At 60.4% G+C, this 18,473-nt stretch carries 18 protein-coding genes; 11 read left to right on the top strand and 7 right to left on the bottom strand.

Features of this window, described 5'->3' with window-relative positions; all coding sequences use genetic code 11:
- Positions 1–23: 23 nt before the first annotated feature.
- Together SynA15127_RS11625 and SynA15127_RS11620 are read left to right on the top strand one after the other, a co-directional pair.
- Positions 24–824, top strand: coding sequence for a phosphoadenylyl-sulfate reductase (locus tag SynA15127_RS11625; RefSeq protein ID WP_186484239.1), 801 nt, complete (start codon positions 24–26; stop codon positions 822–824).
- Between the two features lie 2 nt (positions 825–826).
- Positions 827–1,540: a type III pantothenate kinase gene (locus SynA15127_RS11620; RefSeq protein ID WP_186484238.1), complete on the top strand. Its 714-nt coding sequence runs from the start codon at positions 827–829 to the stop codon at positions 1,538–1,540.
- Here SynA15127_RS11620 and bcp read toward each other — a convergent pair.
- Complete coding sequence (gene bcp / locus SynA15127_RS11615; protein WP_186485718.1) at positions 1,518–1,985, bottom strand: thioredoxin-dependent thiol peroxidase; 468 nt, start codon at positions 1,983–1,985, stop codon at positions 1,518–1,520. The two genes, SynA15127_RS11620 and bcp, sit on opposite strands and share 23 nt — an antisense overlap.
- A 32-nt stretch (positions 1,986–2,017) precedes the next feature.
- On the opposite strand from bcp, the gene SynA15127_RS11610 reads away from it, so the two are divergent.
- Together SynA15127_RS11610 and SynA15127_RS11605 are read left to right on the top strand one after the other, a co-directional pair.
- The gene (locus tag SynA15127_RS11610) at positions 2,018–2,650 is read left to right on the top strand and encodes a 4'-phosphopantetheinyl transferase superfamily protein (RefSeq protein WP_186484237.1); all 633 of its coding nucleotides are present in this window, start codon (positions 2,018–2,020) and stop codon (positions 2,648–2,650) included.
- Between the two features lie 97 nt (positions 2,651–2,747).
- Entirely contained in the window at positions 2,748–3,395 is a 648-nt protein-coding gene (locus SynA15127_RS11605; RefSeq protein WP_186484236.1) for an alpha/beta hydrolase, read from the top strand.
- A gap of 53 nt (positions 3,396–3,448) precedes the next feature.
- On the opposite strand, the gene SynA15127_RS11600 is transcribed toward SynA15127_RS11605, so the two are convergent.
- A complete protein-coding gene (locus SynA15127_RS11600) occupies positions 3,449–5,629 on the bottom strand; it encodes an AAA family ATPase (protein WP_186484235.1) in 2,181 nt (726 codons plus the stop codon).
- A gap of 95 nt (positions 5,630–5,724) precedes the next feature.
- On the opposite strand from SynA15127_RS11600, the gene SynA15127_RS11595 reads away from it, so the two are divergent.
- The 3 genes from SynA15127_RS11595 to SynA15127_RS11585 are packed head-to-tail and all read left to right on the top strand — an operon-like array spanning position 5,725 to position 10,607.
- Positions 5,725–6,888 (top strand): efflux RND transporter periplasmic adaptor subunit, encoded by a 1,164-nt coding sequence (locus SynA15127_RS11595; RefSeq protein ID WP_255475495.1) that lies wholly within the window; start codon positions 5,725–5,727, stop codon positions 6,886–6,888.
- A 9-nt stretch (positions 6,889–6,897) separates the two neighbouring features.
- The gene (locus tag SynA15127_RS11590) at positions 6,898–10,314 is read left to right on the top strand and encodes an efflux RND transporter permease subunit (protein ID WP_186484234.1); all 3,417 of its coding nucleotides are present in this window, start codon (positions 6,898–6,900) and stop codon (positions 10,312–10,314) included.
- The gene (locus tag SynA15127_RS11585; RefSeq protein ID WP_255475493.1) at positions 10,311–10,607 is read left to right on the top strand and encodes a hypothetical protein; all 297 of its coding nucleotides are present in this window, start codon (positions 10,311–10,313) and stop codon (positions 10,605–10,607) included. The genes SynA15127_RS11590 and SynA15127_RS11585 overlap by 4 nt, the downstream gene beginning before the upstream one ends.
- A 23-nt stretch (positions 10,608–10,630) precedes the next feature.
- Here the strand turns inward: SynA15127_RS11585 and SynA15127_RS11580 are convergent, their stop codons facing one another.
- The gene (locus SynA15127_RS11580; protein ID WP_186484233.1) at positions 10,631–12,289 is read right to left on the bottom strand and encodes an alpha-D-glucose phosphate-specific phosphoglucomutase; all 1,659 of its coding nucleotides are present in this window, start codon (positions 12,287–12,289) and stop codon (positions 10,631–10,633) included.
- Positions 12,290–12,397: 108 nt separating this feature from the next.
- On the opposite strand from SynA15127_RS11580, the gene SynA15127_RS11575 reads away from it, so the two are divergent.
- Positions 12,398–12,748, top strand: a complete 351-nt coding sequence (locus SynA15127_RS11575) for a hypothetical protein (protein WP_186484232.1) — start codon at positions 12,398–12,400, stop codon at positions 12,746–12,748.
- Between the two features lie 6 nt (positions 12,749–12,754).
- Here SynA15127_RS11575 and SynA15127_RS11570 read toward each other — a convergent pair whose 3' ends face one another.
- A complete protein-coding gene (locus SynA15127_RS11570; RefSeq protein ID WP_186484231.1) occupies positions 12,755–13,177 on the bottom strand; it encodes a hypothetical protein in 423 nt (140 codons plus the stop codon).
- 133 nt (positions 13,178–13,310) lie between these two features.
- Here SynA15127_RS11570 and SynA15127_RS11565 point away from each other — a divergent pair, with 133 nt between their 5' ends.
- Positions 13,311–13,673 (top strand): hypothetical protein, encoded by a 363-nt coding sequence (locus tag SynA15127_RS11565; RefSeq protein WP_186484230.1) that lies wholly within the window; start codon positions 13,311–13,313, stop codon positions 13,671–13,673.
- 154 nt (positions 13,674–13,827) lie between these two features.
- Here SynA15127_RS11565 and SynA15127_RS11560 read toward each other — a convergent pair whose 3' ends face one another.
- On the bottom strand, positions 13,828–16,857 hold the full coding sequence (locus SynA15127_RS11560; RefSeq protein WP_186484229.1) for a lectin-like protein: 3,030 nt from the start codon (positions 16,855–16,857) through the stop codon (positions 13,828–13,830).
- A gap of 104 nt (positions 16,858–16,961) precedes the next feature.
- Between SynA15127_RS11560 and SynA15127_RS11555 the strand changes: the two genes are divergently transcribed.
- Positions 16,962–17,168 carry a hypothetical protein gene (locus SynA15127_RS11555; protein ID WP_186484228.1) on the top strand — a complete coding sequence of 69 codons (207 nt, stop codon included), beginning with the start codon at positions 16,962–16,964 and terminating at the stop codon, positions 17,166–17,168.
- Positions 17,169–17,220: 52 nt separating this feature from the next.
- On the opposite strand, the gene SynA15127_RS11550 is transcribed toward SynA15127_RS11555, so the two are convergent.
- Entirely contained in the window at positions 17,221–17,604 is a 384-nt protein-coding gene (locus tag SynA15127_RS11550) for a hypothetical protein (RefSeq protein WP_255475492.1), read from the bottom strand.
- A gap of 206 nt (positions 17,605–17,810) precedes the next feature.
- Between SynA15127_RS11550 and SynA15127_RS11545 the strand changes: the two genes are divergently transcribed.
- Entirely contained in the window at positions 17,811–18,065 is a 255-nt protein-coding gene (locus tag SynA15127_RS11545; RefSeq protein WP_186484227.1) for a hypothetical protein, read from the top strand.
- 11 nt (positions 18,066–18,076) lie between these two features.
- On the opposite strand, the gene SynA15127_RS11540 is transcribed toward SynA15127_RS11545, so the two are convergent.
- A complete protein-coding gene (locus tag SynA15127_RS11540) occupies positions 18,077–18,268 on the bottom strand; it encodes a hypothetical protein (protein WP_186484226.1) in 192 nt (63 codons plus the stop codon).
- Between the last annotated feature and the right edge of the window lie 205 nt (positions 18,269–18,473).

Genomic DNA, 18,473 nt, shown 5'->3' with positions numbered 1-18,473 from the left:
CGGCGACGGGTGAAGATGGCGCTATGACCGACGGCTCGGACGCCATGACTCGCACTGCGGTCCCCCTGGAGATGTCCTCCCTGGATCCGCTTGCAGCAATGGATCTCGAGGCGGCGCGCAGCGATCTGGAACCGCTCGCCCCTGCGGAGCGACTGGCCTGGGCGCAGCATCGTTTCCCAGGCACTTTCGCCCTCACCACCAGTTTCGGAATCCAGTCGGCAGTGCTGCTGCACATGGTCAGTCAGCTGGAGGACGGTGAGTCCATCCCCGTGATCTGGGTGGACACCGGCTACCTGCCACCGGAGACCTACCACTACGCCCAGCAGCTGACGGAACAACTGGGCATCCGTCTGGTGGTGGCGCAGAGTTCGATGTCTCCTGCCCGCATGGAGGCCCTGCATGGTCGGCTCTGGGAGACAGGGCAGGTCAGTGACCTGGAGACCTACCACCGGATCCGCAAGGTGGAACCGCTTGAAGAGGCGTTCGCATCCCTTGATGTCCGCTGCTGGGCCAGCGGAGTGCGCAGCGGGCAGACCGACCACCGCCGTTCGATGACCTGGCTGGATCCGATCCGCACTCGACTGTCCCTGCGGCCGTTGCTCGACTGGACCCCCAGGGATGTCTTCTATTACATGCAAGAGCATGCTCTGCCTCAGCACCCGCTGTTTGATCAGGGCTACTCGACGGTCGGGGACTGGCATTCCAGCGGTCCGGACAGCGGAGACCACAGCGGCCGCGGCACCCGTTTCGGCGGCCTGAAGCAGGAGTGCGGCATCCACCTGCCGCAGAACGCTGCTGAGGGAATGCTCGGGGACGGCATCTGATCGTGGTCGATCCGGCGGTCTGCAGCACCGGCCTGCTGATCGGAAACAGTCGCTGGCACTGGGCCGAGTTCCAGGCCGATCGCTGGCATTTCGACCACAGCCTCCCCGACCTCAGCCGGCTCGAGATCACGCCGCCTGTTTGGGCGGCTGTCGGCCCGGTGCCGGAGACGCCATTCCTGAACACGGTTCGACGCCTCACCCTGGCGGACGTCCCCGTGGAGGGCTGTCCTCCCTGGCTCGGGGTTGACCGGGCACTGGGGGCATTCAGTGCCTGGAGCCGCAGCATCGAACAGCAACTGGATCGTCGGGCCGGTGTGCTGCTGGCGGATGCCGGCACGGTGCTCAGCCTCACGCTTCTGGACTCCGCCGGTGGTTTCCGGGGTGGTCAGCTGATTCCGGGCCTGCGGATGCAGCTGCAGGCCATGGCCGCGGGTGCATCCGGCCTTGATCTGCCGGCTCTGGATGTCGAATCCCCAAGCCTGTTCCCCCGGGAAACCGATGCAGCGATGTGGCGTGGCGCCCTGCAGGCTCTGGTGGGAGCTCTGGGGGAAGCACAGCGGCAGTGCGGCGCTCTCATCTGGCTCTGCGGAGGAGACGCGGCCCGGCTGAAACCTGAACTGATCCGGGCGGGGCTCCACGTTCGCTGTGATCCCGATCTGGTGATGAAGGGACTGGTGGATCTGATCCCGATGATCAGCCCAGATCCAGATCACTGAGCAGGTCATCCGCCATCGAGGCGGATTTCACTTTTGTATAGATGCGCTCAAGTTTGCCTTCGGCATCCACCACGAAGGTGTGGCGCATCATCCCCATGTATTCGCGGCCCATGAATTTCTTCAGGCCGTAACTCTCATAGGTGGTCGCCACGGCACAGGGCTCCTCGTCCGTCAGCAGGGTGAAGGGCAGTTCGTGCTTGCTGATGAACTTGGTGTGGGAGGCAGCGTTGTCCTTGCTGATGCCGAGCACCTGGATGCCGTGCTCAGCGAAGCGTTCCCAGCGGTCGCGGAAGTTGCAGGCCTCCTTGGTGCAACCCGGCGTGTCGTCCTTGGGGTAGAAGTACAGAACGACCCGTTGTCCCAGAAATGAGGACAGCTTCACGGGTTCACCGTCCTGATTGGGGAGTGTGAAATCAGGTGCCGGATCGCCGATCTGGAGAGCCACAGGCGCAGTCGGAGTCAACTGGCGGCAGCGTAATGGCCCTTTGGCTGATCCCGAGGCGGGAGGCTCCCGATGCCCAGGTGACGCTGACGGAGCGGGAACGCTCCTGGGCGGACGCTCTCGGATCGCAGCGCGCGGAGCAGTTTGCCCATTCCCGTCGCTGGCTGCGCAGCTGTCTTGCGGATCGCTTGCGACTGTGTCCGGATCGCATCCCCCTGGATGCGCCCCCGGGGCATCCGCCTACCCTCGCTGCTGGATGGGGCTGGATCAGCATCAGCCACAGTCCTGATGCCCTGCTGCTGGGCTGGTCCAGCCAACGCATCGGGGTCGATCTCGAACGGCATGACCGCAGCTTTGCGGCGGAGGCTCTCTGCCGGCGCTTCTTCTGCCCCGATGACCGGGATGCACTGCTGCGCCTTGCGGCCGCGGAACGCCGCCCGGCGGTATTGCAGCACTGGATTGCCAAGGAAGCGGCGATCAAATGGCAACGGGGAGGACTGGCAACCGATCTGGACCAATGGTCGTTGAGCGAGACGATCGGCATGGCGGTTCATCGCAGCCTGGGCCTGCGGTTGCAGGTGCACCACGTCAGCCTCGGGGACTGGCGTCTGGCCGTGGTCGGAGCTGATTTCGGCCCGGGACAGCCTCCCCCGATCTGCCGGATTTGAGCTCGACTTGGTCCTGATCGAGCGAGATCGACCGATTTGTGTTGGCGATTTTTTTACCTACAGCTATTTTTTTAGCTGACGTCCCTCTCTGTCGTCCGTGTTTACTCGTCTCGCTGCTGGCCTTCTGGCTGGTGCTTCCCTCGCCACTCTGGCTGCTCCCGCAGAAGCCGGTACCAAGCGTCCTGTCCGCTGGAACACCGGTGGTGCTGTGTGGACCACCTCCTCCAAAGCTTTCAAAACGTTCTTCAAGACTGGTGAAATCACCGACCGTGCTCTTGACGCTGGTATCAACAACTCCGGCTGGACTGCCGAAGAGATCCAGGAAGGCATGACCAAGACCTACTCGGTCGACATCGTCGGTGTGTCCCGCTTCCTCTACTCCAAGGACGGCGTCAAGTTCCTCAAGGATCAGACCGCTTCCTACTTCCCTTACTGGAAGATGAAGTCCACCTCTGTGGTGGCTCTGCGCTCGGCGATCATCGCCGACTCGATCGACGGCAAAATCTCCTCAGCCAGCATTATGGCTGCGCTGCCTGTCGACTTCCGTCTGGCCGACACCTGCGGCACCTACACCGGTGCTCAGAACGTCTGTGCTCCCGACAAGTGCGAAGGCGACGCCCAGTGCACCTCCCTGCTGTCCTGGTACGTCTTCCTGCCCGCTTGCGTTCAGGCCAACTCCGCACTGCCTGAGCCCGCTCCCCGTGCAGTGCAGACCTACACAGCTCCTGCCCGTCCCCTGTGGTGATCAGGCCCTGAGCCGATTTCGTTCATCAAGCCCCGGCTTCGGCCGGGGTTTTTTCATGGTTTGACAAAACGTCCCTGCAGCAGGAGGTGCCGCATCGGCAACGCAAAGCCATCGCGTCCGACACGGCGCAGCTCGCGGCGCAGCTGCTCGATCACGTCGTTCCCCACGTCCGAGATCATGCGTCGGTAGCTGGACCCCTCGGCCAGCCAGCGTTCCTCCAGATCGGCACCGCCGCTGAGCGACAGGGTCTCACCCCAGCTGCGCTCCTCCAGCTCCCAGCCGCAGTTCCGCATCACGTCGGTGCACACCTCGGTGCCAGCCAGCCACTGCTGTTCGCGTTGCAGCAGCGCTTCGAGACCATCCCCGATCGCTGCATCGGTTGCCTGCATCAGAGCGGTCGCCGGTCCCGCTGCCGCTGTGCTGATCAACAGGCGCAGGCCGCTCCCCGCCTTGCAGCGCTGCATCAGGACGTTCCAGAGCATCTGCCAGCTCTCCGGTTCCAGGTCAGCGGCACCGAGGCGGCCCCCGATCCATTCGAAGCGTTGACCGTCCGGAAGCTGGCGGAGCACCCCTGGATCGCCGCAGAGCAACTGCGGTTGCAGGGACGCGTCCAGCAGTTCGAGTTGGGCGCTGATCCGTCTGTGGTCCCCCTCGGTGGGACTCAGAACGGTGACGCCGCCCTCCGGGACGGCCCGCAGCGGATCCAGGGCCCAGAGCAGGGAGCGCATCCCCACGAGCAGCACACGGTCGTTTCGCTTCCATGGCACCAAACGCCAGAGCTGATCCCGCAGGCGATGCAGCCGGTCTCCCTCCTGGCCCAACTGCCGCTGGATCCAGCGCTCCAGGGCCGGGCTGTCGGGCCCACTGCTCAGCAACAGCGGCTGTTCCGCCGCCAGCTCAGCTGCCGCAGCGAGCTGGGCCGCGCGGCGCTCGGCCATGCGCTGGCGGCGCTGCCCTTCCCAGCCCTGGCTGCCGGGTTGCCAGAACACCTCCCCCTGGAGAGCGGTCGGCAGGTACTGCTGTTCCACCCAGTGCTCCATGTAGGCGTGGGGGTAGCGGTAGCCGACGCCATCACCGAAGGCTGCGCCGTCCCGGTTGCCGTCCCGCAGGTGGCTGGGCACGTCCTGTCGGCTGGCCGAGCGAACGGTCTTGAGGGCATCGAAGAACCCCATCACGCTGTTGCTTTTCTCGGCACCAGCCAGATACAGAGCGGCCTGCGCCAGCGGATAGAGCCCCTCGGGCAGGCCGACCCGTTCGAAGGCCGCGGCGCATGCCTCCACCACCACGATCGCCTGGGGATCCGCTAGGCCGATGTCCTCCCCGGCGGCGATCAGCATGCGCCGGAAGATGAAACGGGGGTTTTCGCCCGCTTCCACCATGCGGGCGAGCCAGAAGAGGGCGGCATCGGCATCGGACCCCCGCAGCGACTTGATGAAGGCGCTGATGGTGTCGAAGTGGGCGTCGCCGTGCTTGTCGTAGAGCACCGCCCGCTCCTGGATCGACTCCTCGGCGATGGTCAGATCGATCCGGATCACACCGCCGGCGTCCGGTTCGGAGCTCTCCACCGCCAGCTCCAGGGCATTGAGCAGGCTGCGGGCATCGCCATTCGCGACATCCACCAGATGTGCAGCGGCCTCCGCTGTGATCTCCACCCTGCGCTCGCCGAAGCCCCGCTCGCCGTCGTCCAGCGCACGCACCAGCAGGCGCTGCAGATCCTGCGGTTCGAGAGGCAGCAGCCGGAACAGCCGCGAGCGGCTCACCAGCGCCTTGTTCACTTCGAAGTAGGGGTTCTCGGTGGTGGCTCCGATCAGGGTGACGGTGCCGTTCTCCACCCAGGGCAGCAGGGCATCCTGCTGAGCGCTGTTGAAGCGGTGAACCTCATCGATGAACAGGATCGTGCGCAGACCATGACGCTCCAGCCGGGTGCGTGCCGCTTCCACCTCTTCCCGCAGATCCTTCACCCCTGCCAGCACGGCATTGAGGCTGCTGAAGTGAGCTCGTGTGTGATTGGCCACGATGCGCGCCAGGGTCGTCTTGCCGACTCCGGGCGGCCCGTGCAGGATCAGATTGCCGACGCGATCGGCGGCGATGGCCCGGCGCAGCAGTCGACCGTCCGCCAGGATTCCGCTCTGCCCCTCGAATTCCTCAAGGGTGCGCGGTCGCATCCGATCGGCCAGGGGCGCCAGCCTCCGACGTTGCTGATCACCGTGAAAGGCGAAGAGGTCCTGGCTCAATGGGCACGGACATCTGGTGACAATCTTGCCGCTATCCCGAAGAATCGGGCCGTTGTTGGAATCTTCCGGATAATTCGACCAGACAAGGATTCTCAGTGCGCGCTCCGCAGCGATTGGTTCTGCCACTGATGGCCCTTGCCGTCGTCAGTGCCTGCAAGGGCGAGCCCCCGAAACAACCGCCACCGCCCAAGGTTCAGGTGGCTCCTGCGGAGCTGGCGGTCTTCACCGATGGGGTGGACACGGTCAGCACCCTGGATTCCCTCAACAAGGTGGAACTGGCGGCCCAGGCATCCGGACGGATCCTGCAGCTGGGGATCGATCAGGGGGATCAGGTGAATCCCGGGGATCTCCTCGTGGTGCTCGACCAGGCGCAGCAGCAGGCGCAACTGGCGTCCGACAAAGCGCAGTTGATGGAGGAGGAGACCCGTTCGGAAACGGCCAAGACCAACTGGGAGCGCTACGAATATCTGGCCGCTCAAGGCGCCTCGTCCCAGAAGCAGCTGGATCAGTACCGCACCCAGTACTTCACGTCCCTTGAACAGGTCAACACCGCCCGAGAGAGGGTCAGGGCGACGGAAGCCAACCTCAGTTACAGCAACCTGCGCTCACCGGCCGGCGGCACCGTGGCGGATGTTCATGTGCAGGTCGGTGATGTGATTCAGCAAGGTCAGGTGTTCACAACTCTGGTTCAGAACGCCGAGCTGGAGGCCAGGGTCGAGATTCCTGCCGTCTTCTCCGAGCGGGTGAAGCTCGGTCTGCCGGTGATGCTCAGCGCACCTGGCAGCGACAAGGTGATCAGCACCGGTGCCGTTGATTCGATTGATCCGCAGGTGGATGCGACCACCCAGGGTCTGCTGGTGAAGGCCGTCTTCAAGAATCCGACCGGCCAGCTGCGCAGCGGCCAGCGCCTGCGCACCCGGGTGCTGCTCGATCAGACCGAGCAGCTGTCGGTGCCCTTCGCCGCTGTCACCCAGACCTCCGGTCAGAGCTTCGTGTTCCGTCTCGGAACCCTGGCGGAGCTGAAGGCGAATCCCGGCAAGGCCGATCTGGCCAAGCTCAGCAAGGCGATCGACGCCGGCAAGTTGCCCGCGAATGCCCGCTTCGCTCTGCAGACACCGGTCATGGTCGGGGAACTGGAGAACAACCTCTACCCGGTCAGCAAGGGGCTGTCGTCGAACGCAACCGTGATCACCACGAATCTGCTGAACCTGAAGCACGGCATGCCTGTTCAGGTTCAGACGGGTGCGACACCGAACTGAAGCTGAACGATGTCCGCCTCCAATACCTTCATCACCCGCCCGGTCCTCAGCACGGTCTGCAGCCTGCTGATCGTGATCGTCGGGCTGATCGCCATTCCGATTCTGCCGATCGAGAACCTTCCGGACATCGCTCCCCCGACGGTGAAGGTGCGTGCCACCTATGTGGGGGCTGATGCCGTCTCCGTTGAACAAGGCGTCACCTCGGTGCTGGAGCAGCAGATCAACGGTGTGGAGGACATGGACTTCATCACCTCCAACAGCTCATCGGATGGGGTCAGTTCGATTGCGGTCTCTTTCAACAGCGGCACCGACGGCAACATCAACCAGGTGAATGTTCAGAACCGCGTCTCCCTGGCGGAGCCGCAGCTTCCTGAGGAGGTGCGCAAATCGGGCGTGACGGTGAACAAGGCCTCGAATTCGATCCTGCTGGTTTACAACTTCGTCAATGCACCCGATTCCGGGACCGACTACAGCGTTGAAACGATCAGTGGCTATCTCGACAAGAACCTGACGGACAACATCAAGCGGGTGAAAGGCGTCGGCGATGTCACGTACTTCGGAAACCGCAAGATCGCCTTCCGTCTCTGGCTGGATCCTCAGAAGCTCACCGCCAGCGGGCTGTCCGCCACTGATGTGGTCCAACAGCTGCAGAGCCAGAACCGCCTGGTTCCAGCCGGGAAGGTGGGTGGCGATCCGGCGCCGGAGGGTCAGGAATTCACCTTCACGGTGCAACTGCAGGGACGTCTGACCACGGAGAGCGAGTTCGAGAACATCGTGCTCGCCAGGAACGCCAATGGCGGCCTGGTGAAACTCAAGGATGTGGGCCGTGTCTCCCTCGGCGGTGAGGTCTACGGCGTTGATGCCATCGACCTGCGTGGATCTCCCTCGGTGGGCGTGGCGATCTATCAGCTCTCCGGCAGCAATGCCATCGAGGTGTCCAACGGCGTCAAGGACGTGCTGGAGACCTTCGAGCAGACCCTGCCTGTGGGCCTCGAGGTGGAGAAGATCTACGACACCACCGATTTCATCAGCCAGTCGATCAAGGGGGTCACCAATTCGCTGCGCGATGCGGTGATCCTGGTGGTGCTGATCCTGTTCCTGTTTCTGCAGAACTGGAAGGCCACCCTGGTGCCGGCCATCGCCATTCCCGTGGCGTTGATCGGCACCTTTGCACTGGTGCTCGCCTTCGGGTTCTCGCTGAATCAGCTGACCCTGTTCGGGCTGGTGCTGGCCACGGGCCTAGTGGTGGACGACGCGATCACGGTGGTGGAGGACACCTCCGCGAAGAAGGCGGAGGGTCGCACCGCCGTGCAGGCGGCGATGGAGACGATGGATGAGCTGTTCAGTGCCGTCATCGCCACCTCCCTGGTGAAGATGGCGGTGTTCCTGCCGGTGCTGTTCTTCCCCGGTGCGACGGGAACGATCTACAAGCAGTTCGCCGCAACGATCCTGTTTTCAATCGGGATCTCGACGTTCAACGCCCTCACGTTCTCCCCGATGCTCTCCGCGCTGCTGCTGGCGCGGGAAACCAAGGAGCTCAGCCGCCATCAGTACGCCACGGCTGGGGTGGTGCTCGGTTTCATCTACGGCCTGCTCAGCGCCGGTGACGGTGCCGTGCTGGCGGCGGTGCCGATGGCGGTGGGGGCGGTGATCGGCTATATCGCGTCGCTGCTGACGGGGCTGCCGCTGCGCTTGCCCTTCGCGGCCGGAGGCGCCGTGGTCGGCGTGATCATCGCCGGCATCAGCAAGCTCCCCCCCGTGTTGTTGTTCACCGGGATCGGTCTGCTGGTGGGCTGGTTCATCCCGTCGATCTTCACCAACTTCAACCGCTTCTACAGCGGCTTCGAGAAGCGATACGCCAGCGTGCTCGACATGGTGCTCAAGGCACGTCCGGTGGTGATGGGCGTGCTGGCGATCGGGATTCTGCTCACGGGCCTGGCGTTCACCCGGGTGCCGGGGGGATTCGTGCCGATCGAGGATCAGGGGTATGCGATCGGGGTGGTGCAGGCTCCTGACGGCCAGTCGAGCCAGAAGACTCTCGCCATCAACCGTCAGATCGCGGAGGTGATGAGCACCGAAGAGGACGTGCGGGCCGCGGCACTGTTCAGCGGAGCCAGCCTGGATGGCAATGCTCCCAACAAGGGTCTGTTCTTCGCCGGGTTCAAGCACTGGGATGAGCGTCCCGGGGAGGATCACACCGTGGGCGCGGTGGTGAAGCGCCTCAACCAGAAGTTCTACGAGCAGATCGACGGCGCCCGGGTGATCGTCGTCGAACCACCGGCCATTCCCGGCTACGGCACCGGAGGTGGCTTTGAATTCCAGCTGCTGGATCAGAGCAGCGGCGCGTACTCCCTGGATGATTTCTTCGCGGCCTCAGGCCGGATCATCCAGGCTGCCAACACCAATTCGATCCTGAACCGGGTCTACACCCTGTTCACGCCGCAATCACCCCAGATCGAGATCAAGGTGGACCGGGAGCAGATGGCTTCCCTCGGGGTGGATTACGGCCGCGCCATGTCCACCTTCAGCGTCAATTTCGGTGGTGCCTATGTCAACGACACCTTCCAGGAAGGCAAGGTGCGCCGTGTCTACGTGCAGGCGGATGCGGACAACCGTGCAACACCGGATCAGCTGGCCTCCGTCTATGTGAGCAATGCCGAGGGTCGCCAGATCCCACTGTCCGAGTTCTTCACGGTGACCCCATCCACGGGGCCGAGCGTCATCCCCCATTTCAATCTCTACCGCTCGATCAAGGTGGAGGGCACGCCGGCTGCGGGCAACAGTTCCGGTCAGGCGATCTCGGCGATGCGCCAGACGTTTGAACAGGGCAGCTTCCAGGGTCTCAATTACGACTGGACCGGCATCTCCCGGGAGGAAGTGAAGGCGGGATCCCTGGCGATCGTGATCTTCGCCCTCGGCATCCTGGCGGTGTTCCTGGTGCTCTCCGCCCAGTACGAGAGCTACACCGATCCGATCATCATCCTGCTGACGGTTCCCACCGCTCTGCTCGGCGCCCTGGTGTTTCTCGCCGGTGCGGGCCAGGTGCTGAACATCTATGCCCAGGTGGGTCTGGTGATGCTGATCGGTCTGGCAGGAGGGAACGCGATCCTGATCGTGGACCTTGCCAATCAGCGGATGGGCGAGGGGGATTCCGCCCTTGAGGCCGCCCGTTTCGCGGCTCAGTCGCGTCTGCGGCCGATCCTGATGACGGCGATCTCCTCACTCACCGGCTTCCTGCCGTTGATGCTGGCCACCGGTGCCGGCGCCCAGAGTCAGTCCTCCCTCGGGCTTGTGGTGTTCGGCGGTCTGCTGGTGGCCACCTTCCTCTCCACGCTCGTGGTGCCTGTGTTTTACGTGGTGATGAAATCTCTGCTGGGCGAGGCGGAGGGACGGGACGTCACAACTGAGCAGACGCCGACGTCATGACCCCGATGGATCAGCGACCGGAACTGGATCCGAGCCGTTCCTTCAGCGGCTGGAGGGTGTTGATGGCTGCTGTGGTGGGAGCGGCCACCGGAGCCACCGTGAGTTTCTTCATCCAGGAACTGATCGAACACTCCCCTGCTGAGATCCCGCAGCGCAGCGTTCGGTTGTTCTTTCTGATGGTGATCCTGGCTGGAGCCCTGAGCAGCTTTGCGATTGAGGTGATGCGTCAGCTTCAGCAGGAGGCCACCGATGAGGCTTACCGCCACTACAACCCCCATCGGGGCCGCCGCTGAGCCGACGATCAGGTGATCACTGGTTAAGTGATCACGGTGGGACGGTCCATGCCGGTGCGCTCCTGGATCTCCGCCAGGGCGTTGATGCCGCTGATCATGTCGGCCAGAGCGATCTGGGGATCCTGGTTGAGATCACCGCTGCTGGGCACGTAACTCTCGAGATACACACGGATCGTGGCCCCCTTGGTGCCTGTGCCGGAGAGACGCACGACCACTCGGCTGCCGTCGTCCAACAGGATGCGCAGACCCTGGCCCGTGGTCACGGACCCGTCGACGGGGTCGGTGTAGCTGAAGTTGTCGGCTGTGCTGATGCTGCGGCCTGCGAAGGATTGGCCCACCAGGCTCGGCAACATGGCCTCCAGACGGTCGTAGAGACCGTGGGCGGCGTCGCTGGCCACGGCCTCGTAGTCGTGCCGGGAGTAGTAGTGGCGTCCGAAGCGCTTCCAGTGCTCGGCCATGATCTCGGCCACGCTGCAGCGGCGTTCGGCCAGGATCTGCAGCCAGAACAGCACGGCCCAGAGCCCGTCCTTTTCGCGCACGTGGTTGCTGCCGGTGCCGAAGCTCTCTTCCCCGCAGAGGGTGATCTTGTCGGCATCCAGCAGGTTGCCGAAGAATTTCCAACCCGTCGGGGTTTCAAAGCAGTCAATCCCCAGCTCCTTGGCGACGACATCCACTGCTGCGCTTGTGGGCATGGAGCGGGCAACTCCCGACAGGCCGGAGGCGTAGGCCGGCGCAAGCGTGGCGTTGGCCGTGAGCACCGCGAGGCTGTCGCTGGGATTCACAAAGCAGCGCTGGCCCAGGATCATGTTGCGATCACCATCGCCGTCGCAGGCGGCACCGAAGCGGTAGTCGTCGCTCTCGAGCAGCAATTCGGCCAGCTCGTGGGCATAGGTGAGGTTGGGGTCAGGATGACCCTTGCCGAAGTCTTCCAGGGGTGTGCCGTTGCGCACGCTCCCGGTCGGTGCCCCCAGCAGCCCTTCGAACACGCGGCTGGCGTAGGGCCCGGTGACGGCATGCATGGCGTCAAAGGCCAGCGGGAAGTCGCTGTGAATCAGATCGCGGATCTGATCGAAGTTGAACAGCTGCTGCATCAGCGCCACGAAGTCATCGACGCCGTCAATCACCTCCACCTGCATCGCACCGATGCCGAAGCTGCCGGGTGCATCGAGAGGGATCGCCGGAGCATCGATGATCGTGTACCCCTCAAGGGTCTTGGTGCATTCGAACACCGCATCGGTGAAGCTGGCCGGAGTCGGTCCGCCATTGGCACCGTTCACCTTCACGCCGAAGTCCCCATCAGGGCCACCGGGGTTGTGGCTGGCGGAGAGGATGATGCCGCCGATCGCCTGGCGCTGACGGATCAGGTTGGAGGCAGCGGGGGTGGAGAGGATGCCGCCGGTGGTGACGATCACCTTGCTGAGGCCATGGGCGGCGCCCATGCGCAGGATCACGTCAATGGCACGACGGTTGCCGTAGCGGCCGTCGCCCCCCAGCACCAGGGTTCCCCCCTGCACACCACTCAGGGTGCGGAACACGGCTTCCACGAAGCTTTCGAGGTAGTTGGGCGCTTCGAACTGCTGGCTGCTCTTGCGCAGTCCGGACGTGCCGGGCTTCTGATCGGTGAAGGGAGTGTCCAGGAGCACCTGACGTTGCGTCGGTTCCACCGGGGCCGAGGTGGTCATCACGAAGAGTGGGACTACGCGGAACGTAAACACGGGATGACCGTGGCAGCGTGATGGACACGACCAGTTGCGGTCGCCAGCCACTCCCCGCGCGTTTCGGGCTCGGATATGCACAGAACACTGCTGCTGATGCTGCTTGGAGCCGGATTACAGCTGGCTCCAGCCCACGCCACCCAGGCCTGGAAGCGGGCAAAGCCGTTCCCTGAGGCCTCGGCCGCTGCCAAGAACGCCGCTCAGGCCGTGATCCATGAGGCAGGTTCGGAGGAATGCCTGCGCGGCAAGCTCTCCAACGCCATCGTGCAGCTGTCCAACAGCTGCGACGTTTCCGGCCTCTCCTCGTCGGTGTGCGAGCTGGCATCCGATATTGCTGGTCGAGAGCTTGAACTGGACGTGGCTGAAATGCTCACCACCTCCGAAACACTGCTCCAGATGCTCGGCGACGGGGCATCAGCGCGCTGAGCGAGATCAGGAGGCCCCGAACCCGAAGCCGTTGCCACCACCACCAGGATTCGGTCCACCCTGAGGCTGGTTGGGCTTCGGTGTTTTCTTCACCGGCTCGGCGCAGCTGATCGTGAGGCGCCGGGCCTCGTTGTCGATGCTGTCGCGGCGTTTGTAATCGTTGCTGTCGGCGGTGGTGGATCGTTCGATCACGGCCCAGAGCACGTTCTTGCAGACCACGGGCAGGCGGGGATGGTCCATCAGCGGATCAGCCAGGCTGCGGGCTCGGCTGCAGTCAGCCGCGTCGTTCTCCCTGGAACAGCTGTAGGCGGCGAGCTGAATCTCACGCAGCTTCTCCTTGCTGGGCCATGGCACATAGGGTTCTGCTGCCTGCACCGGCAGGGCGAGGGCCAGCAGCAGCAGAGCCGCGGTGGAGTGGAACGGAGTCATGGGCGCATTCTGACCTGATCGCTGTTCACTTGATGCAGACCGATAACCCTCTGGTGATCCAGCAGGTCTTGTCATCGTCACGGCGCTCAGCGGGTGATCGGGCATCGCCGGGTGACTGATCAAGGTTCAAGGTTTGGAGGGTCAACCAAGCTTTGCCGGGTTCCGTGACACGGATGGTGAGGCGATTGATCCCGGGGAGCAGATCAACATCGTGGAAGGCATTGCGCAGGTGAAAGCTTCCATCGCCAGCGAACGGTTGGACCATGCATCCGCCATCGAACTGGTGCCCGGACTCACGCTTGACGATGCAGTGAACCCATTCACCTTCTGCTCTGTTCTGCTTGAGAGGCGGATCAGCCAGGCTGCGAAATTCATTCAGCAGCAGTTGATTGAACTGCTGAAAGCAACCCAGCAGAACTTGGCCGTGAATGGATCCGTCCTTCAGCGACTCTTTGGCCAGGGAGCAGAAGCGGTCACGATGCTTGTTCCACGCTGAGAAAGTTTTGTCGCCAAGAATCGCGTTCAGCTTGACGTCGGATTGTTCGACATTTTGCGTGGCACAGGCCTGAGCTTCCAGGGTTGTCTGCCCAGGGCAAATCAGCATGGCGATGAGCGGGAGCATGGCTTAAGGCGTGAGGGGCAAGTGTTCGTCAACCCAGCCATGCGGTCTGCTCAATGGCATGGATCTGTTGCTCGAGGGTGAGCGAGGAGCTGTTGCCAAGAGTGAGGGCAGATTCGGCTAGATCAGAGGAGAGGGCATTGCCTGGGAAGGTGCCCATGGCAGAGCGGAGCATGGATTCAGCATCCTGTAGATCAACGATGCCGTTGTTGTTGGTCTCCAGGGAGGAGCTGCTGAGTGCAGAGGTGAGGTGTGCCTTGATCGCGGCTGATGTGGAGCGGTTGGAACCCGGATGGATGACGGCATCGAGGAGGGAGCCGTTGAAAGCAGCAGGTGCCGTCAGTGCTCCACTGGCGACTTCGATGGCATAGGCAGCGGTGGTGAGGATCAGTCCATCGGTGAGGGGGCTGATGGCACCGTCGAGGTCGATGTCGTGGGCATTGGTGAGCCGCTCTGGTGTGAGGGTCTGATCGGCAAAGGCAAAGAGTTCGATGCTGCTGAGCTGATCGGTGCCGTCATGGAAAGCCCGGGTGTCGGTGATCGTGAAACCGGAGCTGGTGGGTGTGACCTCGTAATCAATGAGGTTGCCGGTGAAGTGGGCGGTGTCGTTGCCATCGCCGCCATCGATGAGGTCATCACCGTTGCCGCCGTAGATGGAGTCGTTGCCCCCACCTGAGCTGATGGTGTCGTTGCCGCCTCCGGCATCGAGGCGATTGTCCTGGGCATCACCGGTGAGGTGGTCGTTGCCATCGCCGGTGAGTACATCCTCAATGGCAATCAGGGAGTCGCTGCCGATCTCTGAGCCGGTGGCAGTGCCGCTCAGCAGGTTGACGGTGATGTCCTGAGCGCCAGAGCCATCGAGCATGAAGCCTGGCATCTGCTTGCCATAGATGACGGCATCACGCCCATCGCCGCCTTTGAGGGTGTCATCACCTCCTCCGCCATCGAGGCTGTCGTCACCATCACCACCATCGATGTCATTGTCGATGTCGTTTCCGATGAGTGTGTTGGCTTTGGCATTACCAATCAGCTTGAAGGCACTGCCGCTGTCGAGCCTGGCGTTCTTGATTGAATCAGGAACGGTGTAGGTGGTGAGGTTGGCGCGGAAGATGACGGTATCGATGTCAGTGTCGAGTCCTTGATCATCGATGGTGTCACGCTCGTCATCAATGATGTAGGTGTCATTACCGGGACCACCGATTAGTAAGTCGTAGCCTTCTCCACCGGTGAGACGATCGTTGCCTGAACCTCCATTCAGGGTGTCGTTATCTTGTTCGCCATAAAGATCATCATTCCCTGCTTCTCCATTGAGGAGATCATCGCCATAATCACCATAAAGAAGGTCGTTGCCAGATCCGCCATTAAGCGTGTCTGCTTTGAGTAGTCCATAAATTTTGTCATTGCCGTCTTCTCCGTTTAGGACATCCTCAGTGGGAATAGAATTGGCATCGCCATAAAGTTCAAGATCTTTGATGGGGGTTGGATCTGGATCGGGCTTTGGTTCAGGTTCAGGTTCAGTTTCAGGTTTCTGAGAAGTTGATTCTTGAATGGATGCCGGACTGCTGGTGAGTTGTTCATTGGTCCCATAACCATCCAGATAACTCACAACACCTCGGATCTGCTTGCCGACTTCTGCTGAGGTGAGGGTGTAGGAGTCATCACCATCAGTGGCATCAGCACTGGTTAGTGCAGTCCATGTGGTGCCGTTGTCATTAGAGACTTCCCAGGAGTATTCATAGGTGGGAGCCCAACCTTCAAAGTTATCTGCATCTTGTATGGCTGATGAATCGATGCTGATGGTCTGTCCTACCTTGAAGTCGCCTTTGAGAGTTGCAGTTCCTGTTGGGGCATTGTTGGGTGCTAGTGGGATTTCTGCTAGACCTAAACTTTTATATTCATGCGATGGTCCTCGGAAATATGCGTTTGAATTTGATACGTCAAACCATTGCGGGCTGCTTGTTAAATTCGAAAATATGATTGCATAGTCTTCGGGACCTGCTGTCTGATCGGCAGCATTAGGTTCGCCTACTGCCCAGTTTAGAAAATTAACCTCTTCTCCTGAGATCCAGGACCATGTCCCTTCTTCCTCCTGATCAGTAAGACCTAGCCAATAAGTAGCAACTTCTTCTTCACTACCTCTAAATGCAAATGATTGAATCCACTCATTCTCATCTGCATCATTAATCGTCACTAAGTGCCCACCGAGGGCGACTGCATTGGCTTCTGCTTCTTCCCAGGTGGGCCCTTCGACGATCACATAGGCAGAATCACCACGGCGGATGAAGGGGATCTCCAGAATTGCAGTGCCAAGGTTGGTGATGTCATTCAATGAGCCTCTTCGAAAAAGCTTCCATCCATTGACATCTCTAATGAATAGTTCTGCATAATGCTCAGCGCCTCCCCAGTTGTCTGGCTGGACTCGCCCTGGCTCGCCAGACCAATAGGGAATCCATTCAGATGATTCACCACTTATCCAGTCCCAATTTCCTTCTGTTTTTTCATCGGTATATCCAATCATAGTGGAATTTAAAGATGGATACAGCCCACTAAATTCACTTACGATCCATTCATGCTCTTCCTCGTTGTTAATTGTTAGTAAGCTACCGCCCTTTTTTGTTGCCATATTTAGTGTTTCATTCCAATTTCCCTCTGCGAGCACGTAAATACTATTTCCACGGACAGAAGGATATTGTGTAGCTTGCTCTAGTGCGATATTCCCCTGCATGGATTGATGAGAGGAGCAGTAATAGAGCAGCTCTTCAGCGTCTCCTGCTGAATCTCCAAATTCAACCTTGAAGGATTCATTGCCTGTGATGCCTTGCGATGGACTTCCGTAGCCCGTGATCAGCAGTGCATCAGAGGAACTTTTGTTGTATCCGGTGTCGGAAAGGTAGAAGGGGTGTGAGGTCGCCTCGTTCAGGCGCCGGAAGGTATAGCTCTTGCTGGAGTCGAGGCTCAGGTCACTGAGTTCCTGGCTGCCTCCTGAGTCGGTGTAAAAGTGGTAGTAAGGCGCATCAAAGCTGCCGGCAGACACCCAGAGATCGATGTTCTGGACTGCCATCTGGACCGCTCAGTGCAGGATGAGTCTTATTTTAGATTGCCTTAAGAATTTTCCTGCCTGCGCCTGGCGGCTTTGGTGCCGTTATGGCGTCAGGAGTGTGCTGTATGCCCTCGACAAGCCAGCCTCTAAGCTGGCTACTGCCTCTGGACCCCATCCCCACAGCGGATTTTCTGTTGCTCCAGCTTGCGACGCAGGTGGGGTTTGATCTCCAGTTCGGCGGTGTCCCAGAGGCGGTTCATCTCCAGGGTGACCCGTCGTTGGTGTGGGCAGCCGATGGCGATGGGGTTCTGGTGGATCTCTTCTATCCCTGATTACCTGATTGCTTCTTTGATTGACTCAAAGCTTCGTGGATGCATTGTTCTATTAGTGCTTGAGTTCAAGAATTAGTCCATTCACCTGCAGCGTTCCGATGCCGTCTGCTTTGGGCGTTGCGGTAATTGTAACTGCCTGCTTCTCTTCAATGGGTCCAAGCTCGCAATTCATTCGAGCAATTTTCCAGGATTTGTCGATATAATTATCTTTTTCGATGGTCGAACTCATAAATGTAAGTGTTGGATTTAAGGCGTCGCAGAATATCTCGGTTGGAGGCTCCTTCTCTGCTTTGATGGTTATATAAAAGCCGAGGGTGATTGGTGGTTTGTATGTCACGTCTAGGCTATTCCAGAAATTTAACTTTTCGCCTTTGTCCAGTATCAATGTTGTGGTTTGGGGGGCTAACGTCTCCGGGTTAAAGGTGAATCGATGCAAGGGTTCGCCACCGGTGCATCCAGTAAGGGCAATGAGTGTTCCAAGGATGAAGATGCTCTGTCTCTTCAAGTGGCGCTCACTCTGTTGAGCCTTTTCTAGCGGTGGTCATTTTAGGAGTCAAATGGGTCAGATAAGTTAATTCTGAACCCCAATTCCCTGTCGCAGGATTCAGACTCCGCTGATATTCCCTGACCCCTGAGGAGCCAATGGACGGAGCACTGATTGAAGAAACCATCCGAACTCTCTTCACTGACCTCAAGGAGGACAAGGTGGAGTCAATACTGGTTCAGTGTGCTGACTGGGGAATCAATGTTCGGATGTTCCTTAACGGCGAGATTGTCGAACTGGATTTACTGAAGAACTATGAAGGGTATGAGGTGACCTTCGTTGAGGAAAGGGATAAGGAACCTGCTCAGATCGATGATCTGGGAGATCTAATCCAGCTTCTCAAGGTCTCTTGAGTTCAACGGTTTTAGCGGAACCCGAACCCCTCGCGGGATGGACTTTTGTTTTCCCATTCTTGTGCCAGGGCATCCAACATCATGCTGATGTACCTCTCATCGGCACCAGTGGAAGACTGAAGGTCTTTCAAAACACCATTGATCGTCTTGAACGCATCTGGGATCTGATTGTCCAGGTGTTCCTTTGAGGGCTGGTAAGGCATCTGGTCACAACAATCGTTATGAATTTTATGGGAACCGTGGCGAATGTTTTGTCGTCGCTGACTCTGAAATCAATTCTCGTCTTCGGTTTCTCCAGTAGGGATATGGCGAGTTGCCAAGATTAATTGATCTTCAAGCCTTCTGAATATTATTCAGGTCGATCTCATCAACACCCTGCTCATTAGGATGCTAACCACTATTTTTCTT

This window comes from Synechococcus sp. A15-127, from assembly GCF_014280215.1.
GTDB lineage: Bacteria > Cyanobacteriota > Cyanobacteriia > PCC-6307 > Cyanobiaceae > Parasynechococcus.
The sequence above is the reverse complement of the archived record's forward strand: the minus strand, read 5'-3'. Positions and strand labels throughout refer to the sequence as shown.